The organism is Sutterella faecalis (genome assembly GCF_006337085.1).
In the GTDB taxonomy this organism is placed as follows: Bacteria; Pseudomonadota; Gammaproteobacteria; order Burkholderiales; family Burkholderiaceae_F; genus Sutterella; species Sutterella faecalis.
In genome coordinates, this window is record NZ_CP040882.1 from 311,202 (window position 1) to 337,468 (window position 26,267).

Annotated in this window: 18 protein-coding genes; 16 read left to right on the plus strand and 2 right to left on the minus strand. The window is 57.0% G+C overall.

What is annotated here, in order from left to right:
• Positions 1-738 precede the first annotated feature (738 nt).
• From FG381_RS01230 to FG381_RS01250, 5 genes are all read left to right on the plus strand, one after another.
• Complete coding sequence (locus FG381_RS01230; RefSeq protein ID WP_139687158.1) at positions 739-1,737, plus strand: hypothetical protein; 999 nt, start codon at positions 739-741, stop codon at positions 1,735-1,737.
• Between the two features lie 21 nt (positions 1,738-1,758).
• Complete coding sequence (gene traD / locus FG381_RS01235; RefSeq protein ID WP_165697787.1) at positions 1,759-3,882, plus strand: conjugative transfer system coupling protein TraD; 2,124 nt, start codon at positions 1,759-1,761, stop codon at positions 3,880-3,882.
• The gene (locus FG381_RS01240; protein ID WP_139687160.1) at positions 3,879-4,511 is read left to right on the plus strand and encodes a DUF4400 domain-containing protein; all 633 of its coding nucleotides are present in this window, start codon (positions 3,879-3,881) and stop codon (positions 4,509-4,511) included. Before traD ends, FG381_RS01240 begins: the two co-directional genes overlap by 4 nt.
• 161 nt (positions 4,512-4,672) lie before the next feature.
• A complete protein-coding gene (locus tag FG381_RS01245) occupies positions 4,673-5,797 on the plus strand; it encodes a 5-methyltetrahydropteroyltriglutamate--homocysteine S-methyltransferase (RefSeq protein ID WP_139687161.1) in 1,125 nt (374 codons plus the stop codon).
• A 251-nt stretch (positions 5,798-6,048) separates the two neighbouring features.
• Positions 6,049-6,786, plus strand: a complete 738-nt coding sequence (locus FG381_RS01250) for an HAD family hydrolase (protein WP_139687162.1) — start codon at positions 6,049-6,051, stop codon at positions 6,784-6,786.
• A 118-nt stretch (positions 6,787-6,904) separates the two neighbouring features.
• Here FG381_RS01250 and FG381_RS01255 read toward each other — a convergent pair whose 3' ends face one another.
• Together FG381_RS01255 and FG381_RS01260 are read right to left on the minus strand one after the other, a co-directional pair.
• Entirely contained in the window at positions 6,905-8,749 is a 1,845-nt protein-coding gene (locus FG381_RS01255; RefSeq protein ID WP_139687163.1) for an aryl-sulfate sulfotransferase, read from the minus strand.
• 117 nt (positions 8,750-8,866) lie between these two features.
• Positions 8,867-10,234, minus strand: coding sequence for an IS110 family RNA-guided transposase (locus FG381_RS01260; protein WP_139687046.1), 1,368 nt, complete (start codon positions 10,232-10,234; stop codon positions 8,867-8,869).
• A gap of 464 nt (positions 10,235-10,698) precedes the next feature.
• Here FG381_RS01260 and FG381_RS01265 point away from each other — a divergent pair, with 464 nt between their 5' ends.
• From FG381_RS01265 to FG381_RS01315, 11 genes are all read left to right on the plus strand, one after another.
• Entirely contained in the window at positions 10,699-11,661 is a 963-nt protein-coding gene (locus FG381_RS01265; protein WP_139687164.1) for a LysR family transcriptional regulator, read from the plus strand.
• A 585-nt stretch (positions 11,662-12,246) separates the two neighbouring features.
• Positions 12,247-13,551 carry a pyridoxal phosphate-dependent aminotransferase gene (locus tag FG381_RS01270; RefSeq protein ID WP_139687165.1) on the plus strand — a complete coding sequence of 435 codons (1,305 nt, stop codon included), beginning with the start codon at positions 12,247-12,249 and terminating at the stop codon, positions 13,549-13,551.
• Positions 13,552-13,679: 128 nt separating this feature from the next.
• A complete protein-coding gene (locus tag FG381_RS01275; protein WP_226960309.1) occupies positions 13,680-14,675 on the plus strand; it encodes an efflux RND transporter periplasmic adaptor subunit in 996 nt (331 codons plus the stop codon).
• Positions 14,672-16,492 carry an ATP-binding cassette domain-containing protein gene (locus FG381_RS01280; RefSeq protein ID WP_139687167.1) on the plus strand — a complete coding sequence of 607 codons (1,821 nt, stop codon included), beginning with the start codon at positions 14,672-14,674 and terminating at the stop codon, positions 16,490-16,492. The genes FG381_RS01275 and FG381_RS01280 overlap by 4 nt, the downstream gene beginning before the upstream one ends.
• Positions 16,489-17,667 (plus strand): ABC transporter permease, encoded by a 1,179-nt coding sequence (locus tag FG381_RS01285; protein ID WP_139687168.1) that lies wholly within the window; start codon positions 16,489-16,491, stop codon positions 17,665-17,667. The genes FG381_RS01280 and FG381_RS01285 overlap by 4 nt, the downstream gene beginning before the upstream one ends.
• On the plus strand, positions 17,664-18,779 hold the full coding sequence (locus FG381_RS01290) for an ABC transporter permease (protein ID WP_226960308.1): 1,116 nt from the start codon (positions 17,664-17,666) through the stop codon (positions 18,777-18,779). The genes FG381_RS01285 and FG381_RS01290 overlap by 4 nt, the downstream gene beginning before the upstream one ends.
• A 20-nt stretch (positions 18,780-18,799) precedes the next feature.
• Positions 18,800-19,456 carry a TetR/AcrR family transcriptional regulator gene (locus FG381_RS01295; RefSeq protein WP_139687170.1) on the plus strand — a complete coding sequence of 219 codons (657 nt, stop codon included), beginning with the start codon at positions 18,800-18,802 and terminating at the stop codon, positions 19,454-19,456.
• Between the two features lie 80 nt (positions 19,457-19,536).
• On the plus strand, positions 19,537-20,523 hold the full coding sequence (locus FG381_RS01300; protein ID WP_139687171.1) for an aldo/keto reductase: 987 nt from the start codon (positions 19,537-19,539) through the stop codon (positions 20,521-20,523).
• 110 nt (positions 20,524-20,633) lie between these two features.
• The gene (locus FG381_RS01305; protein WP_139687172.1) at positions 20,634-21,185 is read left to right on the plus strand and encodes a TetR/AcrR family transcriptional regulator; all 552 of its coding nucleotides are present in this window, start codon (positions 20,634-20,636) and stop codon (positions 21,183-21,185) included.
• Between the two features lie 83 nt (positions 21,186-21,268).
• Positions 21,269-22,255 carry an aldo/keto reductase gene (locus tag FG381_RS01310; protein ID WP_139687173.1) on the plus strand — a complete coding sequence of 329 codons (987 nt, stop codon included), beginning with the start codon at positions 21,269-21,271 and terminating at the stop codon, positions 22,253-22,255.
• A gap of 767 nt (positions 22,256-23,022) precedes the next feature.
• The gene (locus FG381_RS01315) at positions 23,023-26,250 is read left to right on the plus strand and encodes an autotransporter outer membrane beta-barrel domain-containing protein (RefSeq protein ID WP_139687174.1); all 3,228 of its coding nucleotides are present in this window, start codon (positions 23,023-23,025) and stop codon (positions 26,248-26,250) included.
• Positions 26,251-26,267 lie beyond the last annotated feature (17 nt).

The window sequence follows — 26,267 nt, forward strand, 5'->3', positions numbered from 1 at the left end:
AACACATCGATCAACCGGAATTTTTTTTGGAGAGAGACGGATGCGCTTTCAGAAAGGGAAGAAGGTGGAGATGCCCGGGATTGAGACGCCGTCCCGGGCGCTTCACCGGGTTCGAAAGGAGCTTCTTCGCATGGAGCTCGCCATCGGAAGCGGCCCCTTTGATTCTGCGCTCCTCCCGGCGCTTCAGGTCTGGAGCGCCTTTGCCGCAGGCATTCCGGGAGGTGCTTTTGAAAACGGCATCCACCGCGCGCGCCGGATGATGGAGCTCATGCTCGGGGAGGCGCTCCCCGACGGCCTTGACCCCAGGGCGCGCGAAGCGCTCCGGCTCGGCCGGCTTGCGGGCGCGATGATCCTCGGGCTTCTCTCAGGAGCGGACGATATCCTCGATTTTGAATTCAGACCCCTCACGAACGGAACGCTTCACTACGCCATTCCGGCTTTTGACCCGTCTCAAGAGCTCCTCCTCGAGTTTCTTCTTCAGTGCGCGGCGAAAGGGGAGAAGGTTGCAGCGCTGGCGCTATCGCCCTTCCCGGCACTAAAGCGCCGTGAAAAAGAGCGTGCCGGCCTTCGTGAATTTCTTCTGAGAAAGCTTATTGACCGTCATATCGCCGCGCTCATGAGGAATGCCGTGGATGGCGGCCTCGAAGCCGGGCTGCGGCTTGCCGCGATCGGTTTCCCGGGGGGCGACGAGGAAGCAAAGCGCCTTGAGCGCATTCTCATGAAGGCGCTCTCGGAAGAGTGCCGGAAGGCGTCTCTCCCGGGATCGAAGTCAAGCGCCGCAGCGCCCGGGCTGACGAAGCGTCCCTCATCCGGGGACGTGCGGAACTCATTGCCCGCGCGCTTCTGCTCGCGGTGCGGGAGGAAAGGTTCCTTCTGCTCACGCGTGAGAACGACGGCGCGGACATTGTCGAAGAGAAAGCTAAAGCGGAGCTTCCTCCACGAATCTGGATTGCGGCGGACGGGATCTTCCTCGAGTGGCCCAAAGGGGCTCAGCCGCTGGAAGCCATCCTCTGCGCACGCTTCAGGCTTCCGAAGGAAGAGAGTCGCGTCGGGTTGGTTGAGAGCCTCATTGCGGCGGGCATGGCGGATCCCGACTGGAAGAGCGGTGCGAGGGAAGCTGCGCTCCCTCATGAGGATGCCTCGGTTCTGGGGCTCCGTGAGACGCCGGCACTTCTCGCCGCGCTCTTTGCGCCCCGGGGGGAGCTTTCTGAGGCGTCGTCACCGAAAATTTCGCGTCTTGACTGGCGGCTCTTTCCGCGCGACCCCGTGAATGGAGGCATGACGCCAAGCGCTTTTGTCGGCGCGGAAGGGAGAAAGATGCCGGTCTTCTTCTGGTCGATCTCGATTCCCGATCCGGTTCCGCTTCAAATCCGCGAAGCGCTTGAAAACGCTGAGAAGCACCTCTCACGGCTGCGGAGGAGCGAAGCGCGGAGTGCCGCAGACGGGCTCTTCCTTGGCGAGGCTTTCTTTGCGCCCGGCGAAATGGAGGCGGCGGCAGACATTCTTTCGGGTCTCGGGCTCTGCGTTGAAAGAGAAAGCGCGCTTCACGGCGGAGCGCTCCGGCGCATGCGCGGCGTCGGGCCCAATGCCGGAAAAAGCGAGGCGGGAATCCTGCTGCGTCGCGGCATTGCCGTTCCCTGCAGCCTCTGGAGCGACGGGACGGTAACGGAAGCGGACTGGCCGGGCGCTGCGTGGGAACCGGCGGACGACGGATTGATTTCTGAAGAAAATGACTGAACGACTGAAGGATGAATGGAAATGAATAAGAATGCCTTGAGGATAAGCGGTTTCAGGGACCGCGCACGCGACACGAGCGGCGTCACGGGGAATGCGCTCGCGCTCTACCGGCCTGCCTGGGAAGTCCGGCCGGCCATCTGGAATCTGGGGGCGGCAGCCTTTGCTTCCGCCGCCGCGCTTTCCGGGAATCTTCCGGCCTCCTGGGGGATTCTCTGGGGAACCGGAGCGCTGCTGCTTTCAGCCTGGAGATGGAAGGAGGCTCTGGCGGTCTGGAAGCGACGGGCACCCTTGTCGGGCTTTGAGCCGCTTTTCATGACGATGGAGGATCTGGTCCTGCGCCTGCGGGAGATGAGCGGGAGGCGCCTTCCGGAAGCTGCCCGGACGGGCGCTCGCTTTCCGCTTCTGTTGCAGTCCGGAGGTACCGGTAGAACGAGACATGGGAGCGCTTTTGGCGAGGCGAGGAATCCGCGCGTGCTTTTTCTCTCTCAGGCAGAACCGCGCGTTGAAAATGTCTGGTTCGGCATGGGTTTCCCCTGGACCCCGGTCGAGGCGCAGAAGCTCGAGGAGCTCTCCCGCGTGCCGCGCGACGTGATGACGGTTCCGCCCGGGATCCGCCCCCTCGTGACCCAGGACCGGGGATTGTCGGAAAAGGAAATCGGGAGCCCCATCCTTCACGGCGTCGGCCCCGGTGAAGCGCCGATCGAGCGTCCGATCAGAAGCCTCGGGGGCGGCACGCTTCTTGTCGGCACCACCCAGGCCGGGAAGGGCGTCATGCTCACGTCGCTCATTGCTCAGGCGATTCTTCGCGGGGATGCAGTGATTGTGATTGATCCCAAATCGAGCAAGCGCCTGCGCGGGGCGATTCACGCCGCCTGCGCCGCTGCCGGGCGCGAGCCCCCACACGAATTTCATCCGGCCTTTCCGGCCCGGGGCGTTCGATTGGATCCCCTGGGGAGCTGGACGCGCGCGACGGAGATTGCGTCCCGCGTGACGGCGATCCTCCCGCCCGAATCGGACGGCGTCTTTACCTCCTTTGCGTGGGAGTCCGTCCACGTCATGTCGATGGGACTCCTCTTTGCGGGAGAAAAGCCTTCCCTCGGCAAATTCCGGCGCATCCTTGCGGAAGGGATTGAACCCCTCTTTGCGAAATGCCTCGACATTTCGCTTGAAAAACACGTTCCCTATTGGCGGGACCGCGTGATTGCGATCATGGAGGTCGAAGCGGCCTCGCTCTCTGCCCCGCCGGGGTCGCGGGCAAGCCTGTCGCTTCTTGCCCGCATTGCGCTCTGGGAGCGTTCCGTATCCGAGGATCAGAAGGAACCGGAAGTGGCCGGGCTCTTATCCGTCTTTCGCCACTCGCGCGAACACTACGCCAAGATAACGGCGTCGCTCGTTCCGGCGCTTTCCATGCTCACGTCGGGGCCGCTCGGCAAAAGTCTCTCTCCGGACCCTGACGACATTGAGGACGACCGCCCCATCGTGACGGTCGACCGGGTGCTTGATGCCGGGGGCGTTCTCTATCTGGGGCTCGACGCGCTCCCCGACCCGCAGGTCGCGGGGTCACTGGGGGCGCTGATTCTCTCCGACATGGCCGCATCAGCGGGCCGGCGCTACAACCTCGATCGGTCGGGGGACGAGGCGGCAAGCATCAGTCTCTTCGTCGACGAAACGGCAAACGTCATCAACCGTCCGTTGATTGAAATCCTCAACAAAGGCATGGAAGCCGGGATCCAGACGACGTGCGCCATGCAGACGATCGCCGACCTTGAGGCGCGTCTCGGGAGCAGAGCCGCCGCAAGGATGGTGCTCGGGAACCTCAACAACCTGATTGCCCTCAGAACCAAGGACCAGGAAACGCAGAAATTCGTCGCGGAAGCGTTCGGGCGCACGACCGTCTGGGAAACATCGGCCTCCTTTGCATCCACTGCCGATTCGAGTCCGATCCCGAGATTCCGGGCGAGCGTCTCGCGCGGTCTCTCGGGGCGGCGCGAAACCGTGGTTCCGACGGATGCTCTCGGGATGCTCCCCAATCTGGAATTCTTTGCTTCCCTTTCGGGCGGGAAGCTCTGGAAGGGGCGCGTGCCGATTCTGCTGGCGGAAGCTTCCGGCAGAAGGCTCTTCAGGAAGAAGGGAGAGCGCCGATGATCCGGGGCGCCTTTTCGCTTTTCACCGTCGTTTTTCTCTTTGAAGTCGCCTTCGGCGCGGCTTATGTATCGACCGAGGAGCTCCGCGGCATTCTCTATCGGGAATCCATGGAACGGCAGCTCCTTCTTCCGGGCGCATCCCTCCGGACGGTCGGGTGCGTGGAGAGCGCTTTGCATAGTGCTTCCCGGGACATCGTCCTCCCGCGCCGCAGGGCGAACTCGAGCGAACGCATGCCCGGAATGCTTCGCCCGGCGCTCCCTGAGGAAGCGGCGATCGAACGTGCGGTCTCGGGCATCCTCGCCGCCCCGTGGGTTGAGAACATGCGGTTGATCGGTCTTCTCTTCCTGAAGCGCCTTGCAGTGCTCCTTACCGTTTTTCTCTTCGGTGCGCTCCCGATCGCAGCGCTTGCCGTCGACGGATGGCACGCGCTTCAGGTACGAACGCATGTCTTCGGCGCGATGCGCCCGAGCGTCTTCGGGAGCATCGGATTCCTGATGGCGGGCGGAGGCCTTGCGACGCTCCTCATTCTGGCGTATCCCGCAGATATTCCTTTCGGAATCTGGGTGCTTGTCCCCATGCTTTTCGGACTCTCCCTCCGGGCGCTGATTCGCTCCTGGCACCGCTTTTGAGAGGCGCGTGTCTGACGGATGCTTGAAGTATTACCGTGGAACGCCCTAATTTTTGCAATTGGAAGTGCTCCGGCGAGGCGTAAAGAAGGAATAATTCAATGAATGTTTACTTTGGGGGTTGCCGGAAGCATGCGCCCCCGCCTTTCATAGAGAGAATATCCATGACCCGCGTGAATCCCCCGTACCGTGCCGACGTTGTCGGCAGCTTCCTTCGTCCCAAGCGTCTTCTTGAAGCCCGCGAGGCCTTCCATCTGGGAAAGCTTTCGCGAGAGGATCTCACGAAGCTCGAGGATGAATGCATTGCCGACCTCGTCGAAAAGGAAAAGAAGAACGGTCTTCGCGCCGTGACGGACGGCGAATTCCGCCGCGCTTTCTGGCATCTCGACTTCCTCGCGGCTCTGGGCGGCATCCGCCATGTGAAGGCCGAGCACTGGTCGGTTCATTTCGAAGGCCATCAGCCGAAGGCCGAAACGATCGTCATTGAGGACCGCATTCATTTTCCGAAGAACCACCCGTTCCTCGAGGCCTATGACCGCCTGAAGGCGATCGCGGGCGACTACCCGATCAAGTACACGATCCCGTCGCCCTCGATGCTGCACCTGATCTGCGCCGTGCGCGAAGCGAACTACAAGCCCACGGTTTTCTATGAAGCGCATCCGGAAAAGCTCTTCGAAGACCTCGCCGACACGTGGGTCGACGCTATGCTGGCGCTCTATGAACGCGGCTGCCGGTACCTGCAGTTCGACGACACGAGCTGGGGCGAATTCTGCTCGCTCGAAAAGCGCGCCGCCTACGCGGCCCGCGGGATCGACGTCGACTGGACGGCCCGCCGCTATGTTGAGGTTTTGAACCGCATTCTCGAAAAGAAGCCCGCCGACATGACGGTGACGATGCACATCTGCCGCGGCAACTTCCGCTCGACCTGGTTCTCGTCGGGCGGCTACGAGCCCGTGGCTGAAATTCTCTTCGCCCACGCGAAGGTCGACGGCTTCTTCCTCGAATACGACACCGACCGAGCGGGCGGCTTTGAGCCTCTGCGCTTCATCAAGGATCAGACCGTTGTGCTCGGCCTCATCACGTCGAAGTTCCCCGAGCTCGAAAAGAAGGAAGAGGTGAAGGCCCGCATTGCGGAAGCTTCGAAGTACGTTCCTCTCGAACAGCTCTGCCTCTCGCCCCAGTGCGGCTTCTCCTCAACCGAGGAAGGCAACATCATGACCGAGGATGAGGAATGGGCCAAGGTGAGGCTCGTTCGCGAAATCGCCGACGAAGTCTGGGGCGATAAGTAACACACTTTAAAAGCAGTCTTTAGACGCCAACCTTCTGTGATGAGACGCAGCTTCCCCATGGGGCTGCGTCTCATTTCTATGATTCGCTGCGCGCATCGCGCAGAAGCACGAACATCCCGGTTGACGACTTGTGATGTTTTTGTCATCTCTGCGCGCTAAAGTATGCGGCTGACGACAGCGGGCCCCGTCAAGAGAGCTCGTTGGGTCGAGACTCCTTAGTTCTTCTCATTCCTTAGGGCCGCTTGAAGGCAATGGCAGCTCAATTTCCGCTTCTTCTTCCCGCTTCAAAGCTTCCTCCGAAGCTGGTGGTTTTTGATCTCGACAAAACGCTGATTGCTGGCGACAGCACGATTCTCTGGACGGAATGGCTCTATGAGAAGGGTCTCGTCAAGGACCCCATCTGGAGACAGATCGACCGCGAGATGATCCGCGAATACGATCAGGGGCGGCTCGACATGCATGCCTTCATGCGGAAGCACTCGGGCGCATTCCGCAATATCCCCGTTGAAATGCTCGGGAAACTCGCTCTGGAGTTCGCAAGGAAGAAAATTTCTCCCCTCGCGTACCCGGATGCGAAGAAGTGGGTGAAGAACGCCCTCCAGGCAAAGATTCCAATGCTCGTCCTTTCGGCAACAACCACCTTCATTGTTGCCCCGATTGCCAAAACGATCTTCGGCATTGATGAAGCGATCGGCGTCGACCTCGTGGAGGAAAACGGTTTCTATACCGGCGAAATCCTCGGCACGCCGTCCTTCCAGGAAGGGAAGGTCGTGAGGCTCAAAACCATCCTCAATGCCCGCGGCATCGACATCTCGGACGTGCTTTTCTTTACCGACAGCCGGAATGACCTGCCGCTCGCTGAAGCCGCGGGCTTCACCTGCTGCGTCAATCCCGATCCGGTGCTTCTCGCCGAAGCCCGTAGGCGTTCGTGGAAGATTCTCCGCTGGGAGCTCCCGCTTCGAACCAAGATTGAGCTCGGGCAGGGGTGATCGAGGAGCCTATTCGAAGAGGCCTCCGGGGACGCCCGGGCGAAGAGCGGTCCCAAAAAGCGAAGAAACCGGACGTCCATGAGAGGAATCGTCCGGTTTCTTTTAAAGAGGCGCTCGTTTATTGCGCGAAGGCCTTGTCAAGGCTGATCGGCATTGCCTGATAGCCCATGGAGTCGATGATCTGGATTTCGACCGAGGGATCCTTTTCACCCCATTTGAATTCCTCAATAAAGGGCGACGCCTGACCCGCTTTTTCGCCGGGCTTCAGCTCCGAAGGACGACGGCCCATGCCTGCCGTTGCCGAATAGACCATGATGGAGTCCTTGTCGGCAAAGTATTTCGTGAGCGAAGTGACGGGGCTGTACCACTTGAAGCCGCGGTCCTTGCCGTACTGCCAGACCTGCTCGATGGTCTTCTTGTCCTGGTCGATTTTGTAGATGACGGCGCGCGAATACTTCATTTCAGCAAGCGGCGGCTGATCCATGCCGCGTGCGTCGCCGTTGTCGAACGCCGTGATGTAGATGATGTGCTTGTCGGACTTCTCGTCGATGCGGAAGGCCGTGTGCTGCGTCCAGGTGTAGTCGAAGTCTCCTTCGCAGGTCGAGCCCTGGCAGGCGATGGGCTTGCCGTCCTTCACGGGCGTGAGGAGGAGATTCTTCCAGCCGTCCCGCCAGCCTTCGGGCGAAGCGAAGATCCACTTGATCTTCTTGTCGCGGCCGATCTTGACGATGGCGGACTGGTGGCGCGACGAGATGATGATCGAATCGTCCGTCGGGTCGTAGTCGACCGAATTGACGTGCGCCCAGTTTCTGCCTTCGCCCGTACCCACGATGTCGCCGAATTTGTCGCTCGTTTCGAGCTTTGCGAGATCTTCAGCGGAAAGCGTCTTTCCGGACTGCGATGCATCAATATTGAGGCATACCGCGCCCTGGTCGAGCACCTTCATGACGTTGTCGCGGTACGGGTCAAGAATTTCCCAGAGACGCCATTCGTCGACGACCTTGCCGTTCTGATCGAGCTCGGCAATCACGTCGCGCACGGTATGAACGCGCTTTCCGTCAGCGCGGCGATGATCGGCGCTCGCAACGCGGATGAAGGAATGTCCGTTCTGAGCATTGTCGAGAGAGTGCGAAAAGTCGGAGTACCCAACCGGCAGGCGGCGGTTGTAGATTTCGCGGCCCATGAGGTCGTACTTCACGTAGCGCTGGCCGTAGCCCCAGGTGATGTTCCCGTCGACATCCTGCTGGAAGCCCATCATGACGCCCGACTGGTAAATCGTCTCGACGTTGTAGATGGGTTCAACATGCATGTACCAGCGGACTTCGCCCTTGGTGTCGATGATGGCGTTCTGCGGGTAGAAGTTCCATTCCATCGCGCCGCCCATCGGGTTGTTCCAGACCGCACGCGTGGCCTTGGCATACTGCTGCATGAGGTTGTTGACGAGGTAGAGGCGGTCCTTGAACTTCGGATCAACCTTAACCACCTTCGTTTCGAACATGTTGCTGTGCAGTCCCGGCGCGCCGCTCACCTCGTGGTATACGGGAGCGGCATAGATCTTGTAGGTGTCGGTGAACTTCTCCGTTTTGCCGTAGAACTTCCGGGTGTAGGAAACCTCAACCGTATTCATGTAGTCGGGGTAAAGGCCGAAAACGGGAACGCCGGCGTGCGTCAAAAGTTCGGAGCGGCTCACCGAATACTTGATTTCCTGACCATCAGGCTTCGGAACAACGCGCACGGTCGCTTCCGTCAGCTCATAGCCGCCGTTGCGGATGATTGCCGTGAGAGGAGCAATGCCGTACGGATTTACGATCACTTCGCCGATGTGGCCCTGTGTGGCAAAGCTGACGTGGGGACCTGATGAGCCGCCTGAAGCGCGGGCTGCCGTGACGGGAAGGGCGTTGCCGACGGCAGCAGCGACTGCACTGAGAAAGAGCGAGCGGCGGCCGAGCGTGATGTTCTGCATGATCCAATCCTTTTTCCACGAAAGATAGGAAGCCCTCGGCGCGCGACCTTCCCTGCGGGCGTTCTCACAAGAACGTCCAGCATGGTATCTGCTGCTTCTCAGGCTGCTGAAGCTACGCTAACTGCTGACGACTGCGCCTAGGATCGCACCCGTTTTCGTCTCCACAACCAGGCCGTCAGCGATCACGTATTTCGTTCCTTTGAGTTTCAGCAACTGCTTTACGCCGTTCTTTGCTCGTTCCATCAAGGTGTCCCGAAACGCCGTTGACTGGTAAGGCTCAAAGCCTTTCTGATGAGTGAGAACGGAATAAATGATGCGTGCGAGCAGGTGTGCGAAGGCGACCATGGCACGCCTGTAGCCGCGCCGCATCTTGAGCACCTGGAATTTTTCCTTCAGCGCAGCGGTACCGCCGACCACAAGTCCTCTGGCGGCTTCAATCAGCGTGCGCCTCAGGTGTTTGTTCCCTTTCGGGCATTTTCCACTTTTCTGTTTGCCGGCAGATGTGTTGTCCCCCGGGCAAATGCCGAGCCAGGAAGTAAACTGCTCTGACGTGGGGAAGTGGTCCTTCAAATCCGCACAGAGTTCGGCGTAAATCATGCGGGCCGAGCGTTCCTGAATCCCCGTTATGGTAATGAGCAGCTGGATGTCCTTCTCGTAGGGAGCCTGCAGCTGGCGGAGCCTTTCGAAAGTGCTTCGGTCGTACTCCTCGAGCTGATCGATCTTTTTCCGGAGCGCCAGAATCTGCTCCTTCATCATCGGCTCGATTTCGAAGTTGAGCGCCTGCATGATCTGCTCAGGGCTTGCCCGCAGCCGGCGGCTGTTTTGCTTGATGACATCAAACAAGTGCGGATCATCTCTGAGCTTGGCCATCAGGATGAGGCTGGCAGCTTTGCCTCCGCGGATGTCGCTGAATACCGTTGTAGGCCGGCATCCGGTGAGATTCAGAGACTTGCCGAAACGATTGGAAGTTCGGGAAATGTCATTCCTGTTCTTCTGCAGATCACGTGAAATGACGCGCTGCAGACGAAAGGCCTTCTCCGGCACGAAGGATTTTTTGAAGTTTCCCGTTCGGGCAAGAGACGCCAGACGTGATGCGTCCTTGCGGTCCGTTTTGCGGCCGGCTGCCGCTTTGGCGTCGCGGGCATTGATCAGAGCCAGCTGCTCAGAAGTGAAGCCGGCTCTCTCGAGGGCTTCGTACGGGCTCTGCCACAATGACCCGGTTGATTCCATAAGGATGATGTCGGGATTGCATTCACGGCACCAGGCGGCGAAAGCATCGATGCTTGCGCGGTCGGTATTGAAATCCCGGCTCTCAGATTGTTCACGATGACCTGCAACCTGCTTCTGATGGCAGCAGACGAGTAGGTTGAGATGAACGTCAATGCCTATTGCCGAGCGGTACATCGCGTGAACAGTAATTTCGGGATTACTGATCTGCGCACGGGCAGCTCGCAATGGCGTATCGGTACGGTTAGACTTACTCATAGCCCCTCCATTAAGAAATGATTGGGGTTCGAGGAAGCCCTGGCAACCACGAAGATGTTGGAGAAACAGGTAGACGCAGCAACCACCCGGAAGCTACGCTCATTTTTCCACACGCCTAGTCACCAGCGTTCAAGCCAGCGAACAGAGCAATATAGGGTGCGAAAGTTCCGCTGCAATTTTTTGACGGCAAGCGTCAGAAACGTTACCAAAAAAACGTACGCAGACAGGTCGCGCGCCGAGGGCTTCCTCATCTTTCATGATAGAGGGTGAGGAAGCCCTTTACTCATCACGATTTTTTGGTTGAGTATTTCAATGAAGCAGCGCGTTTTTGAGCGCTGATCACTGACGGGATGAAAGTCTAGAGAGCACCTTCGGGACCGCCAATGCGGATTTCAATCGTATTTTCGTAGAATGATGCAACAAGTATTTTGCAGATTCCGCAACGCATTAAAGAGGCAGACCCAATGCTTGACCTCAGGCTCACTCATCTCGCGCTTCTCGCGGAGATTGTCTCAACCGGATCGCTCTCTGAGGCCGCCCAGCATCTCGGGCTGACTGTTGCCTCCGCGAGCCGGATGCTTAAGAAAATGCAGGAGGATTTCGACGACCCGCTCTTCATCCGCGTCTGGCGCGGATTGACGCCGACGGACACGACGAAGCGCATGATGCCTGTGGTGAGGGAGCTTCTGGAGCGCATGGAGGAGCTTGAGTACCAGAAGCATTTTTCGCCGGAAAAGCTCAAAGGCACGATCACAATCGGAGCGGCAGATAATGCGCTCGTCAGTCTTCTGCCTCCTGTCATCAGAGCGGTGCGGGATAAGGCTCCGGGTCTGAGCTTCCGGCTGCTGCCGCTTGACGGCAGACAATTTCAACGGCTTGCTGAAGGAGGACTTGATTTTCTCCTCTATCCGACGCTGAATCTCCCGGAGCTCCCCGCGCATTTCTTCGGAATCAACCTCTTTCGGGTCTCCCGCTCTCTCCTCGTCGACCGGAATCATCCGCTCGCGGCCCGCTACGCCGCAGGCGAAGCCCTCACCATTGAAGCGATCCGAATGTATCCCCGGATTCTGATCAAGCTTCAGGATTCGAGCCGCGGGCCGGTCTTCGACATCTCGCTGCCGGAATTAAGATCCAGCCAAACCTTCATCGAGCTCCCGTATTTTCTCGGCGCTCCTTATTTTCTTGAGGGCACGGAATACACCTTGCTCCTGCCCACCAGGACGGCCCGTTTTTTCGCGCGTCAGATTCCTCGTCTCATAGCGATTCCTTATGAAGGCGAGTACGCGGAAAACTTCACGCGCCTTATCTGGCACGAACGGAGCGACAAGAGCATTCCAATGCAGTGGCTGCGCTCAATGTTCGCCATGCATGCCGGAGAGAACGACGCCGAACAGCCTCCCGATCAGCAGGAAAAAGGAGCCTCTTGAGATGACTCTGCCAAAACTGTCGCTGACTGCCTCTTCTGTCCCGACGCTTCAGAGCGCCCGGATGCGCTGCTCCTTCATACGGGTTTTCTGACCGTGAGAGAGGAAATCGTTCCCGGGATTGTGGAGCTCGGTTCTCCCAACAGAGGGACTGAGGCTTCGATCGAGCGGCTTTGCGCTGATTGCAAGCTGAAGACGGAGAAGTGAACGCCGGACTATTGGGGGACTGGATTCCTCTTACGGCTTATCCGGAAATGACCGTGATGAAGGCGCAGCTGTCCGCAGATTTTGCGCCAGTCGGTATACACTCGCTTTTCCGATTGAATTCTGGTGCAGAAGTCTGAGGGGCAGGAAGCCGATTCCCAGCCCGCTGCTTCTCAGCCGGCCTCAACGCTCATCAGGGAAAGTCTGATAGAAGGAATACCCTCTACGCACTGTGTTGACAGGCATTCGGCGTGAATTGATTCACCCGATGGGGGTATCCTCTTCTGATGCAGCTGGTTTTCTTCAGGCGTCCCGCGTGATGCCGGGAAGTCTGAGCGCTTTGAACCAGTGCACGAATAAACAAACGAAGAGACAGTGGTTGAAATGAAAGAAATCAAAAAGTCCTCAAAGCTTGAGCATGTCCTCTACGACATACGTGGTCCGATTATGGATAAGGCTAAGCAGATGGAGGCAGAAGGCCGCCGTCTCATCAAGCTCAATATCGGCAACCTTGCGGTTTTCGGCTTTGATCCGCCCGAAGAGGTCATGCGCGACATGATCTACAACCTTCCGAATTCGGCCGGCTACTCCGACAGCAAGGGCATCTTCGCGGCCCGCAAGGCCGTGATGCACTACACGCAGGATAAGCAGATCGAGGGCGTCACGATCGAGGATATTTATCTCGGCAACGGCGCTTCCGACCTGATAGCGCTCGCCACCAACGCGCTCCTCGACGAAGGCGACGAACTTCTCGTTCCGACTCCGGACTATCCGCTCTGGACGGCCGTAACGAGCCTTGCCGGCGCAAAGCCCGTTCACTATCTCTGCGACGAATCGAAGGGCTGGATCCCGAGCATTGAGGACATCCGCGCCAAGGTGACGCCGCGCACGAAGGGCATTGTGGTGATCAACCCCAACAACCCAACGGGCGTTCTCTATCCGAATTCGGTGCTTCTCGACATCATTCAGGTGGCGCGCGAAAACGGTCTCGTCATTCTGGCCGATGAGGTCTACGACAAGATTCTTTACGACGGCATCAAGCACACCTCGATGGCGGCGCTCTCGCACGACGTTCTTACGCTCACCTTCAATTCCCTTTCGAAGGCCTACCGCGCCTGCGGCTACCGCGCGGGCTGGATGGTGATTTCGGGCGACAAGAGCGGCGCGAAGGACTTCATCGACGGCCTCAACATGCTCGCCAACATGAAGCTCTGCGCGAATGTGCCGGGTCAGTGGGCCATTCAGACGGCTCTCGGCGGCTATCAGTCCATCAACGACCTGGTGGGCGAGGGCGGGCGTCTGCGCCGTCAGCGCGACATCGCCTACGAAATGCTATCCGCCATTCCGGGCGTTTCCGTCGTTCGTCCGACGGCATCCCTCTACATGTTCCCGAGACTCGACCCGGATGTCTATCCGATCGAGGACGACCGCGAGTTCTTTAAGGAGCTTCTAGAAGCCACGAACGTCGTGCTCGTTCAGGGCACGGGCTTCAACTGGCCGAAGCCCGACCATTTCCGCATGGTTTTCCTTCCTTATGAATGGGAGCTTCGCGACGCGATCAACCGCATCGCCAAGTTCCTTGCGGACTACCGCCGCCGCCATCCGGGGAAGAAGGTTATCCCAGAGGACGGAGCCGCGGCTCCTGAAGCGAAGGGCGCTGAAGAAGACAAAAAGGCGGCGAAGAAGTAATCCGACGCTTTCCTGACGCCCCAAAAAAGGCCGCGTGAACCGAAACGTAATGTTTCGGACCGCGGCTTTTGTTTTGGTTATACGCCCTATAATTGAACTGACCAGTCAGTTCAATTTCGAGGGCTCAAATGAAAATCAAAACTGTTCTTGGGTTTGCCGTGGTTCTCGGCATTGTCGGGGCAGCCGTCTGGGGTCTCGAAGCGTGGCAGAAGAAGAGCCTCCCGCAGCCCAATCAGGCCTGGGGGAGCGTTGATGTTCGCGAAGTGAGCCTCGCCTTTGAGGCCTCGGGCCGCATCCGGACGCTTCTCAAGGAAGAGGGCGACCGTGTGGGGAAGGGCGAGCTCCTCGGGGAACTCGATACCGAACTCCTCGGCATTCAGAAGGAGCGCGCCGAAGCGGAACTCAGGTACCTCGAAGCCCAGTACCGGCTCTCCCGCGACGGCTTCCGCAAGGAAGACATCGAGAAGGCCGAGGCCAATGCCGACGCAGCGCTCAAGTCCCTGACGCTTGCCCGGATTGAGGAGGAGCGCGAAAAGGCGCTTTTTGCTTCGAAAGCTTCTTCGAGAGAGAAGCTCGATCAGGCGGAATGGATGAGAAAATCTCTCGAAGCCCAGCATGCTTCGGCCGCGGCGGAAGCAAGACGCGCCGCAGCAGGGAATCGCCCGGATGAAATTCAGGCCGCAGCGGCGCAGGTGGATTCCGCCAAGACGAACGTTGACGAGCTCCTCTACCGCATTGAGAAGGCAAGCCGCATCGTTTCGCCGGTTGAAGGGATTGTACGAAGCCGCCTCGCAGAACCCGGTGACATGACGAGTTCGAGCCGTACGGTCTACGAAATCTCCATTGTTTCGCCTAAATGGGTGCGCGTCTATGTGACGGAAGCGCAGCTCGGCATGGTGCATCCGGGATCTAAAGCAACAGTCATCACGGACACGATGCCGCCCATGGAAGCGACGGTGGGGTCGGTATCGAGTCAGGCGGAATTTACGCCGAAGACCGTACAGACGGCGGAACTCCGCACGGCGCTCGTTTATGAAGTCCGCTTGATCGTAAAGGACCCGGAGAACATCCTGAAGCTCGGTCAGCCGGCGACGGTTGAATTTGAGACTGAGGAATCAAAATGACCGTCCGCATTCCAGTCGCTTCCCTGAAGGACGTGAGAAAGTTCTACCGCACTTCGGACGGGAAGACAGTTGAAGCCCTGAAGGGCATCACCTTCGAAGCTGCGCCCGAAGAACGCCTCACGGCGCTGATTGGTCCGGACGGTGCGGGGAAGTCGACGCTGCTGAAGCTCCTCTGCGGACTTGAAGCCGCAGACGCTGGAATGGTGCGGTCGCTTGGGAGCTCCCCGGATCCCGACGACCCGGAGCTTCTTAAACGCATTGCCTACATGCCGCAGTCGCTCGGCCTCTATCGGGAATTGAGCTGCCGCGAAAACATGGAGCTTCAGGCAGAGCTCCGCGGGATTCCAGCGGCGGAAGCGGGCGAGAAAATCCGCGAACTCCTCGTCCTCACGGGGCTCGGCCCCTTCATGGAGCGTCCGGCGGGGAAGCTTTCGGGCGGCATGAAGCAGAAGCTCGCGCTCGCGGCAGCGCTTCTCGCTTCGCCCGACCTTCTGCTTCTTGACGAACCGACGGTAGGGGTCGACCCCTTGTCGCGGCGCGAGCTCTGGAATGTTCTGAAGGAACGCCGGAAGGCCCGCGACATGGCAGTCGTCTTTTCAACCGCTTATCTCGAGGAGGCGGAAGCGGCGGACAATGTGATTCTCCTCGAGGAAGGCGAGATCATTGCGCGAGGGAGCCCGCAGAGTCTCATGGAAGCGGCCTGCGGAAGAACCTTTACCTATGCGCTTGACGGGCTCGAACCAGAGGAGAGCGAGCGCATCAAGCGGCGCTTCATGCTGACGGCCTCAGCTTCGGACGCGTCCTCTCCCTGGCTTGATGCCGTCCCGCGGGAAGGACGGATGGATTTGCTCCTCATTCCGGGGAGAACGCCGGAGCTCCCGGACGACATTGACCGGGGAAGACTCTCGCCGCGGCCGCCCCGGCTCAAGGATGCGTACGCGCTTCTGACCTTCAAGGATGAGCCCGGCGCGGATTCGACTCTTGCATCCATGGAGGCACGTCCGATGAAGGTGGGCGGAGGGACCGCTCATGGGAAGGGGACGGAAAAGCCGCTCGTCATCGCACGAGGCATCCGCCGGGTATTCGGGAATTTCGTGGCGGTTGACGACACGACGTTCGACGTCAAGCCGGGTGAAATCTTCGGCATTCTCGGCCCCAACGGCGCGGGAAAGACCACGACCTTCAGAATGCTCGCGAGCCTGCTCCCGGCCTCGGACGGCGAAATCGAAATTGCGGGCGCGAATCTGAAGTCCTCAAAGTCCCTGGCGCGGTCGCTCGTCGGATACGTCGCGCAGAAGTTTTCGCTCTACGCGAAGCTCTCCGTGCGCGAGAACCTGCGCTTTTTCGGAAGAAGCTTCGGGCTGTCGGGCGAGGCGCTCAAAGTCCGAATTGATGATCTTCTTCGGGAGTTCAGGCTCGCGGAGAAAGCGGATTTTCAGGCGGGGTCACTCTCGCTCGGGGCTCAGAAAGACCTTTCCATCGCCTGCGGCTTCATCCACAACCCGAAAATCATCTTTCTGGACGAGGCAACGTCCGGAGCCGACATTGCTCAGCGGCGCGCCCTCTGGCGCAGGATTGTGCGCTTTGCAGCGAGGGGCGCAGCGGTCGTCGTCACGACCCACTTCATGGAAGAGGCCGAATACTGCGACCGTTTTCTCATTCAGGACGCGGGGAAGATCATTGCGATTGGAACCCCCGCTGAAATCCGGGAAGCTGCTTTCGGAAATGAGAAGGCTGAAAGCGCATCGATCGAGTCTGCCTTTATTGAGATCGTGGAGAGAAAGCGCCTTGAACGGGAAAAGGGAGGGAGAGAATGAGCGAACTTCATGGACTTCTGCGTTTTGAGTTTCGACGCTTTACGGCGCTTCTCGTCAAGGAGTTGCGGCTCATTCTTCGGGATCCTTCATACCTCGTCATCGGACTCGGGCTCCCGCTTCTGATGCTCTTTCTCTACGGCTTCGGGATCTCGATGGATATCCGCAACGTCCCCGCAGACATCGTGCTCGAGGAACATACGCCGGCGGCCCTTGCCGTGGCAAGGCGCTTTGAGGCGAACGCCTATCTCTTGGGGATGCGAAGCGAATCGCCCGAAAAAACAGAGGAAAGATTCTCGAAGCGCGAAACGGAAGCGATCATCCGGATCGAGCCCGGATTTGCGAAGCGCGTTGAAAAGGGAGACGCGGCGCTCGGCCTCACGCTTTACGGCGTCGACAGCAACACGGCTCAGATGGTTCGGTCCTATGCAGAGGGCGTTCTCGGCACGGCGCTCTCTGACCCGCGGCTCGCGAGCCCGCTGAAGGAAAGTTCTGCTGCGGGGACGCCCCTCAAGCTCACGAGCCGGCTCTGGTTTAATGAGGCGGCAAATTCCACCTGGTATCTCGTTCCCGGGATTCTCATCATCGTGACTTCCGTTTCCGCCTCCTTCCTCGGGAGCCTTGTGATCGCGCGCGAATGCGAGCGCGGGACGCTTCATGCGCTCTTTGCCACGCCCGCCTCGTCGCTCGAAATTCTTCTCTCGAAACTCATCCCCTGCGCCGGCATTGCGCTTCTCGGATTCTTTCTCTGCCTCTTCATGGCGATCGGCCTCTTTGAGGTGCCGCTCCGGGGAAGCATCTTCTGGCTCCTTGCGACGGCGCTCCTCTATTCAACCGCGGCGGCAGCGCTCGGGCTCTTCATTTCCGCAAAGGTGAAGAGCCAGTTCCTCGCTACTGAAATCTCGATTATGGCGAGCTTTCTTCCGACCATGATGCTTTCGGGCTTTCTCTTCGACCTGAGGAGCGTCCCCGTGTGGATCGAATGGATCGGGCGGCTCTTCCCGCCGTCCTATGCGCTCCAGTCCCTCAAGATCTGCTTCCTCTCGGGCGGGAATGAATCCGAGCTCGCGATGAATGCGCTCGTGGTTGCGCTCTCGGCAGTCCTTTTCCTGATGCTTACGCTGAGGCTCCTCGGGAAGCGCCCGGCGAAGGTTGAACTGAAGGAGGCCGCATCGTGAGCGTTCTTCAAAATGCGATTGCACGCCTCAGGGCATCCCTCAACCGAATTGCGGCGCTCGTGGAAAAGGAGCTCATTGCGACGCTTCGCGACAAAGGCGCTCGAATCGTGCTCATTGTCCCGGTGATCCTCCAGTCGGTGATTTTCGGCTACGGCGCATCCTTCAACCTTGACCGCGTGCCCTGGGTGCTTCTTAATGAGTCCGGAGGAAGTCTTGCGGCGGAGTTTGTGAGGCGGATTGACCGCGCACCCGGGTTCGAGCTTGAGGTCGTTGCCCGTTCGCAAACTGAGTTCACAGGAGCGGTCGACAATTCCAGAGCGCTTCTCGGCATCTGGATCCCGAGGGATTTCTCGAAGACCGGTGAAGCCTATGTGGCGCTCGACGCCAGAAACTCGACGACGGCCGGGATCGCCGCAGGCTACGTGGCCTCAATTGCCTCCCGGCTCAATCATGATAAGGGCGCGGCGCAGGCGGTCACGATTCTCGATCGGCAGCGGTTCAATGAAAACGGCATTACGCGCTACGCCATCATGCCGGCGCTGATTCTCGCGCTTTCGCTCATTCAGGTGCTGCTTCTCGCCGGCCTTACCGTTGCACGCGAGCGCGAGGACGGAACGTTCGACATGATGCTGATGACGCCGGCCTCTTCGGTAGAGATACTGATCGGCAAAGCTGTCGTTCCGACCATCATTGCGTGCCTGCAGGCTTTTCTGATATTCCTCGTCGGCGTTTTCTGGTTTGAGCTTCCCTTTGCCGGGTCTCCCCTCGCACTGGGTCTCCTGGTCTTCGGCTTTGCACTCTCCTTTGTGGGACTTGGGCTCGCGATCTCCGCGGTTGCCGATACCATTCAACAGGCAATAGTCATAGTGATCTTCGTCATGATGCCGACCATCATCTTTTCCGGGCTCTTCACGTCGGTGCTTGCCATGCCGCAATGGATGCAGGTGCTTTCGAACCTCAATCCTCTGCGAAGCGCCATCATTGGGCTCCGGATGATCTATTTCGAAGGCGCAAGCCTCATGGAAACGGTCGAGTTCTTCTGGCCGGCTGCCCTGGCAGCGCTCATATCGCTCGCGCTCGCGGCGCGGCTCTTCCGGAATAAGATTCAATAGACGAAGAGGCAGGGATTCTGATGAGAACACAGACTGAAGAGAAAAGACGCGCAATTCTCGATGCAACGCTCGAGGAATTCGAGGCAAGAGGATTTGCCGCGGCGCGAATTGAGGACATTGCGAAGAAAGCGGGCGTCGCCAAAGGCACGGTGTACAACTACTTTGAAAGCAAGGAAGCGCTCCTCATGGGGCTTGCTGAAGACCTGGGGAACCTCATTCACGAAAATCTCGGCCGCGCAATGAAGGACTCAGCTCCGATGAGTACGCGGCAGCGGATCGAAGAAGTGTTCGAGCCCATCATCCGGGAAAACGGACGAGGCCGCATGTCTCGCGTTCTCCGTGTGATCTGGTCGGAAGGCCTCCATCGACCACAGCTGACGCGCCCCTTCTTTGAAAAGTTCCTCCTTCCCGCATTTGGTGAAGAAGGCTTTTTTACGCGTATGACCGAAAAGAAGGATTTTCCCGTCATCATCCGCGAGTATCCCTTTTTAATCGCAGCGCCTCTCATCCAGGGCGTCCTGTGGCAGACGCTTCTCGGCGATTCGAAGCCTCTCGAATTCCGCCGGGTCTTCAAGGCCTATCTGGATCTGATATTCGGCGAGGAAGATTCTCAGTCAGAAAGAAAAGAGCAAGAATTGAAGATTAGGCGTCATAAGGAGAAATCGAGTCTTTCCTAGACTTTCCTCTGATGGTTGAACTTAGGGCGGCGGAGAACCTTTCAGCCTCTAGCCGCCATAGAAATATCTCAGAGGAAAAAATGCAGACACGCACGCTTGGCGCTGCCGCTCTCAAAGTCTCCGCTCTCGGCCTCGGCTGCATGGGCATGACGCTTGGCTACGGACCCGCCAAACCGAAGGAGGAGATGAAGAGCCTCATTCATGAGGCTTTCGACCTTGGGGTCACATTCTTCGACACGGCCGAATGCTACGGGCCTTTTGAAAACGAAATTCTCGTAGGGGAAGCGCTCCAGGGCTTCCGCGACAAGGTCGTTCTGGCGACAAAATGCGGAATCCAAATTAACGACAGGGGTGAGGAGCAGTTCGATGCCCGCCCGGAAACCATTCGACGTTCGCTTGAAGGATCATTGACGCGATTGAAGACTGATGTAATCGATCTTTACTTCCTTCATCGCGTTGACCCGAAGGTTCCTGTGGAGAAGGTCGCGGAAGTGATGGGCGACTTCATTCGCGAGGGTAAGATCCGAGGCTGGGGCCTTTCCGAAGCAGGCCCCAAGACCATTGCCCGAGCTCAGGCCGTAACAAAGCTCACGGCGCTCCAGAGCGAATATTCCATGATGTACCGTGCGCCGGAAGAGAAGATCCTGCCGCTGCTCAAGGCAGAAAACATCGGCTTTGTGCCTTTTAGTCCGCTTGCGAATGGATTCCTCACTGGCGCAATCAAGGCAGAGGCAAAATTCGGTGAAGACGATTTTCGACACATTATTCCGAGGCTTCAGGGTGAAAATCTTCATGCCAATATGAGACTTGTCGCAGCGGTTCAGGAGCTCGCACGCGCGAAGAATGCAACTCCCGCTCAAATCGCACTCGCCTGGGTGCTCGCCCAGGGCGACTTCATTGCACCGATCCCCGGGACGACAAGGCTTGACCGTCTCAAGGAAAATCTGGGAGCACTGCGCGTGGAATTCAGCGCGGACGAACTCGCGCACATTCGCGAGCTTCTTGACGCTATGCCGGTGGCTGGCGAAAGATTTCCTGAGCAACTTGAGGAGCAGGTTGCAGAATAGACAATAGATTCTGCTTTCGTGAACAACTCCCGGATGATTGGAACGGGTTGTCCGGGAGATGAACATGGGCGCTGCCGGGAGAAGCCGGCAGCTTTTGAATTCAAGTTTGCATGAGCTTGCGGCACATCGGGCACCAGGATTGGGGATCGGGCACGTGGCGGATGTATCGGGTGCACCGACATTACGCGACAAGGTTTGCCGCTGCGCGAATAGAGGATATTGCGCAGAAAGCGGGCGTCGCCCAAGGCACGGTGTACAACTGCCTTGAAAGCAAGGAAGCGCTTCTCATGGGACTCGCAGAAGAATTGGTGAACCTCATTCACGGAAAACTCGGTTGCGCAATGAAGGACTCAGCCCGGATGAATACGCGGCGGCGCATCGAAGAAGTGTTCGAGCCCATCATTCGGGAAAACGGACGCGGGCGCATGTCTGAAAAGAAGGATTTCCCCGTCATCATCCGCGAAGATCCGTTTTTGATCGCAGCGCCTCTCATCCAGGGCGTCCTGTGGCAGATGCTGCCCGGCGATTCGAAGCCTCTCGAATTCCGCCGGGTCTTCAAGGCCTATCTGGATCTGATATTCGGCGAGGAAGATTCACAGTCAGAAAGAAAAGAGCAAGAATCGAATATTCGGCGTCAAAAGGATAAATCGAGTCTTACCTAGACTTTCCTCTGATGGCTGAACTTAGGGCGGTGGAGATCTTTTCTTTCTCCAGCCGCCCTCGAATTTCATGAGGAAAGAAAGGAATGCAGACACGCACGCTGGGCGCTGCCGCCCTTAAAGTCTCCGCTCTCGGCCTCGGCTGCATGGGCATGTCCCACGGCTACGGGCCGGCAAAGCCGAAGGAAGTAATGAAGAACCTCATCCATGAGGCGTTCGATCTTGGGGTGACATTCTTCGACACGGCCGAATGCCACGGACCTTTTGAAAATGAACATCTCTTGGGCGAAGCGCTCGAAGGAATCCGAGACAAGGTCGTGCTCGCGACGAAATGCGGCATTCATATTGACGAAAGTGGCCGGCAGCTCCTGGACGCCCGGCCGGAAACGATCAGAAAGTCGCTCGAAGGATCTTTAAAGCGCCTGAGAACCGACGTGATCGACCTCTACTATCTCCACCGCGTGGATCCGAAGGTCCCGGTTGAGGAGGTCGCTCAAGTGATGGGCGAATTCATCCGGGAAGGCAAGATCCGCGGCTGGGGCCTCTCCGAAGCCGGCCCGAAGACCATTGCCCGCGCTCAGGCCGTGACGAAATTGACGGCGCTCCAGAGCGAATATTCCATGATGTTCCGCGATCCGGAAGCGAGGATTCTGCCGCTTCTCAAGGCAGAAAACATTGGCTTCGTGCCTTTCAGCCCGCTCGGCAAAGGCTTCCTCACGGGCGCGATCACTGCCAACGCGAAATTCGGGAGCGACGATTTCCGTCACGTCATCCCGAGGCTTCAGGGCGAGAATCTTCAGGCCAACATGAGACTGGTCGCGGCGGTTCAGGAGCTCGCACGCGCGAAAAATGCAACTCCCGCTCAAATCGCACTCGCCTGGGTGCTCGCTCAGGGCGACTTCATTGCACCGATCCCCGGGACGACGAGGCTTGACCGCCTCAAGGAAAATCTGGGTGCGCTGCGCGTGGAATTCAGCGCCGATGAACTCGCGCACATCCGCGAGCTCCTTGACGCCATGCCGGTGGAGGGAGACCGGTATCCGGCCGAGCTCGCAAAGCGGGTGGCGGAATAAGGCGGAATCTTCAGAACCGGTGAAAAATCTCCCGGGCGATCGAACTGGTCTCTCCGGGAGATGAACATGGGCGCTGCCGGTGGATAAGCCGGCAGCTTTGAATTCAAGTTCGCATGGGCTTGCTGACCTGGCACCCGGATTTGAGATCGGGTTACCTGGCGGATGTATCGGGTGCATCGACATGACGCAACAAGGCCAAGGCGAGAAGTGAAGAGAAAACCGCTGCGTTCTTAATCCGAGAAGGTTCAATGAGAAGTCCAACGGCATTGTGAAGGGAGCGGGGCAAGTAAGGCTGGGTGTTGGCATTTCCGGCGAGCCTATCTGACGGAAATACTGAGTTTGGAGGCTCTGCGCAGGGTCCTGGTCTTCAAAGCAGGAAACTCGACGTACGAAGTCATGCAGAGACATGTATTTCGGTATCAAGAATCTCTGTCTGTCGGATATGACAGAGGTGTTATAGGCCTTTTAAATTCAGGCAATAGATAATATTAAAGCGACTTATTGAAGAATTTACCCTTCTGTATTCATTGATGTTTACTTGGTAAACCAATGGAAGGTATTTTCCGACGCTTTAACGGTACTGGTGATAACCCAAATAAAAGTTATTGTATACATCGAAAACGATTCTCATTCACTTATAAGAGAAAACATTCATCTGCTTATTGGAGGCGCAATAAATATTGCAGTCTCTACGATCATAAGCAAAAATGTGCTTTATGAACGACAGGTGGAGAGGTCTGTCGCACAGTAAAAGCTAGGGTTTTACCATGAATAAGAATCAAAGAATCGGTAATGAAGCTCTTCGCAACTTACGTGTTGTTGAAACCAAGAAGGAATGCAAGTTTTCCCCAATGGCTGAAAACAAGCCTGGGCTGCGAAATGAGATGACCAATGGGATTGAGGGTATGGGTTTCTCCTCGATCTGCCGTCAAAAATTCGGACATCTGAATTTCGAACTTTCTGCAATTGCTGTGATTTGCGCGGCAACAGCGGCTTTTTACGCAGCGCCTGTGTTCGCTGGTACGTCAGTTCCTCAGGGAGTTTATCTGGATCTTTTGTCCGGAGTTGCGGCAGATACGCAGGAAGAGGATGGGGATGTTTTAACGCTTAATGATTCAGATAATCCGTATTATGTTAATAAAGGAGTGCTCGATGAGGAAATTCCCGGCGGCAATGTAGATGTACACTTTACATATAACGGTCAAACTGCAGTTACTAAAAGTCAAAATTATACTGGGAAAACATATATTGAATCTGGATATAATAAACAGGTCAATGTAAATAATAATGTCGATCTTTCATCATCACAGGCAATTGTTGTAGAACGCACCTCACAGATTTTTTTCAAAGGTAAAGATGACGCCAAAATTAAGGCGTTAGAAGGTGATGGTCGAGTCGGCATGGATGAGGGGAAAACTTTAATTGTAGATTATGAAGACCGTTTGGATGGTGGTGAAGTAGTTATTGAAAATCAGTTTTTAAAACAGTCTAAGGTTGTATTTACTAGGCAGAATGGCAAAGAAGTTAAATTAAAATTCAAAATCGATTTTACGGATGGTACTGAATGGAATGTTTCAGCGCCACATAAAGACTGGGGATTTGAATCCATGACTTTTGAGAACTTCACTGTGCTGATGGACGATGAAGGTACTCAAAAAAATCTTGGCAATAGGGATGGTATAACTCCAGAAAACCCGCACAAGAATGTGCATATGGGTACAGGTTCGCAACTTCTTTTTTCGTTGGATGGGCGGCATAAAAAATACAATCTCGGCGGCGGATTATATTTGGATGGCGGAACCATGAATTATCAGGATCTTGCTTTGGCTCATGATAAATTCGCTGACACTGCAGAAAATTCTATTTTAACTGTTCGTGAATTTTACCCTGTAAAACAAGGAACCGGTATTGTGGTTGGTTTTGAGGCAGAGGCTGACAGTACCTTCAACTTGTGGAATAATCAGGATATAGATTATAATTATCTCATAAAATCAAATAATTCAGTAGATAATAAAAATGGTCTTTATTTAATTCTTAATGAGAATGGCAAATATACGCAAACGTTAAATCAGGAAGTGTCCCCAAATGATGGTGATGATGCGATTTTGCATTGGACCGTAAAAGATTCAGGTTGGGTGAATATTAATGATTCTGATTCAGAGGCTCTTAAATATTCCTCACAGCTTATTGAGATTCAATTAACTAACAAAAATGAGGGTTCAGGTTTCGTCGTTAATGCAGGAGGAAAAGAAGAAAGTAAGGAATTAAAGGCTAAACTAACAGGCTCCGGCCATGTCAAATTTGTAAACGGTACGGTGCTGCTTAATAGAGAAAATGCCTATGAAGGCAATACCTTCGTGGCTCAAGATTCGAATCTTATACTCGGTCATACAAAATCATTGGGTACTACGCAGGAACTTTCGATCGAGGGCACCGTTAATACGTCACAGGTAGATGTTGAAGGCCCGGGACATACAGTAAATAGCGGTACGCTTTTAATTGGCGAGAAGAAGTTCATTACAGAGACGTATGAGGGCAAAGGCGGCACTATCCAAGTAAGCACGCTGCTTAAAGGAGCGGACTCTGAGACTGGCATGCTCGTGGTTAACGGTAAGGCCACAGGCGAAGGCATAGTGGATGTACAGGTTCGTAAAGGCAGCGAAGCGCGTGCGCTCGATCGCCTTGATGTGGTGACTATGGCGCCTGGCTCTACGTTGACGCTTGAGCTCACTGATAAAGAGGGGATCCAATATGGCGAATACAGATATATGCTCGTGAGGACTGACAAGAACTCAGACTCGAAACGCTTAGCCTGGTATCTGACAACCACGAAGAAGCCGCAGAAGACACCGGATAATCCATCGAAGAATCCCGATACTGATGATTCTGAAAACCCCGATACTGCTTCCGGCCAGACTCATGCTGGGGACGATGAGACTCCGGACAATCATGGCGGCACTGGCGGCGGCAGCGGCGGCTCCGACGTCATCTGGACGACGAGCACGCTGAAGACGCCGCAGGCCGGCGCTCGCGCAGGCCTCGCGTACCTCGCTGCGGAAGTTTTCGACCTGAGCCTTAGGGGGCACGTCGGCGACCGCGTCTACCATGACCTGCTTACGGGAGAGGAACGTGAAACTTCGCTCTGGATGCTCAATATGGGCAACTGGTCGAGGTTCGGCGACACGACGAGCCAGCTCGGGTTCGATGGCCGTACCAACGTCACGCACCTTGGCGGGGATCTCTACAAGTGGAACCTCAACGACACGGATACCCTGCGCATCGGTCTTCTCGGAAGCTACGGCGAAGCGGACTACAAGACGAAGTCCGATGTCACCTGGCTCGAAGCGGATGCGAATTTTGAAGGCTGGTCCGTGGGCGCTTATGCCTCGTGGCAGACGCGCGCCGAAAGTGGACCCTTCGCGAACGGGCAGATCCGCTGGAATCATTTCGAGAATGAAGTCCGTGAAGAGCGGCTCGAGAAGGACAGATACGATTCCGAAGGTTTGAGCGCGACATTTGAAGCCGGCTGGACGCAGCGTCTCTTTACGAAGAAGAGTTCGGGCGGCTACAACATGGCGTTTGACCTTGAACCGCGCGCGCACTTCTATTGGACGGACTTCGATGCGGAGACGGGCTTAGACTCGACCGGTCAGCGCTTTGATACGGACGGGAAGAGCAATCTGATGACGTCTCTCGGCGTTCGTGCGAGCCTGAAGCTTACGGACGACGCCATGCCCCAATGGAGTGACCCCGCGATGCATTTCTTCGTCGAAGGCAACTGGGTTCATTACTCAAGGGACTTCAATGCGACGGTGATGAACGAGAAGGGTTCAAGCACCGCGACCGTCGATCTCGAAGATTTCGCCGAAGCGCGTCTCGGCGCGGTGATGCACCTCTCCGACGAGTTCCTTGTCTGGGGCGACTTCAATCTTCGCTCGGGTGAGGACGACTACGAGTCCTACGGCTACAACGTCGGCGCGAAGTATTTCTACTAACGCCAATCAGAAGTCTG

Coding starts and splice junctions, on each gene's coding strand:
- FG381_RS01280 (WP_139687167.1), top strand. CDS start 14,672: ATGACCGTCCGCATTCCAGTCGCTTCCCTGAAGGACGTGAGAAAGTTC.
- FG381_RS01295 (WP_139687170.1), top strand. CDS start 18,800: ATGAGAACACAGACTGAAGAGAAAAGACGCGCAATTCTCGATGCAACG.
- FG381_RS01285 (WP_139687168.1), top strand. CDS start 16,489: ATGAGCGAACTTCATGGACTTCTGCGTTTTGAGTTTCGACGCTTTACG.
- FG381_RS01310 (WP_139687173.1), top strand. CDS start 21,269: ATGCAGACACGCACGCTGGGCGCTGCCGCCCTTAAAGTCTCCGCTCTC.
- FG381_RS01240 (WP_139687160.1), top strand. CDS start 3,879: ATGATCCGGGGCGCCTTTTCGCTTTTCACCGTCGTTTTTCTCTTTGAA.
- FG381_RS01300 (WP_139687171.1), top strand. CDS start 19,537: ATGCAGACACGCACGCTTGGCGCTGCCGCTCTCAAAGTCTCCGCTCTC.
- FG381_RS01265 (WP_139687164.1), top strand. CDS start 10,699: ATGCTTGACCTCAGGCTCACTCATCTCGCGCTTCTCGCGGAGATTGTC.
- FG381_RS01245 (WP_139687161.1), top strand. CDS start 4,673: ATGACCCGCGTGAATCCCCCGTACCGTGCCGACGTTGTCGGCAGCTTC.
- FG381_RS01260 (WP_139687046.1), bottom strand. CDS start 10,234: ATGAGTAAGTCTAACCGTACCGATACGCCATTGCGAGCTGCCCGTGCG.
- FG381_RS01305 (WP_139687172.1), top strand. CDS start 20,634: ATGAGCTTGCGGCACATCGGGCACCAGGATTGGGGATCGGGCACGTGG.
- traD (WP_165697787.1), top strand. CDS start 1,759: ATGAATAAGAATGCCTTGAGGATAAGCGGTTTCAGGGACCGCGCACGC.
- FG381_RS01250 (WP_139687162.1), top strand. CDS start 6,049: ATGGCAGCTCAATTTCCGCTTCTTCTTCCCGCTTCAAAGCTTCCTCCG.
- FG381_RS01315 (WP_139687174.1), top strand. CDS start 23,023: ATGAATAAGAATCAAAGAATCGGTAATGAAGCTCTTCGCAACTTACGT.
- FG381_RS01275 (WP_226960309.1), top strand. CDS start 13,680: ATGAAAATCAAAACTGTTCTTGGGTTTGCCGTGGTTCTCGGCATTGTC.
- FG381_RS01270 (WP_139687165.1), top strand. CDS start 12,247: ATGAAAGAAATCAAAAAGTCCTCAAAGCTTGAGCATGTCCTCTACGAC.
- FG381_RS01255 (WP_139687163.1), bottom strand. CDS start 8,749: ATGCAGAACATCACGCTCGGCCGCCGCTCGCTCTTTCTCAGTGCAGTC.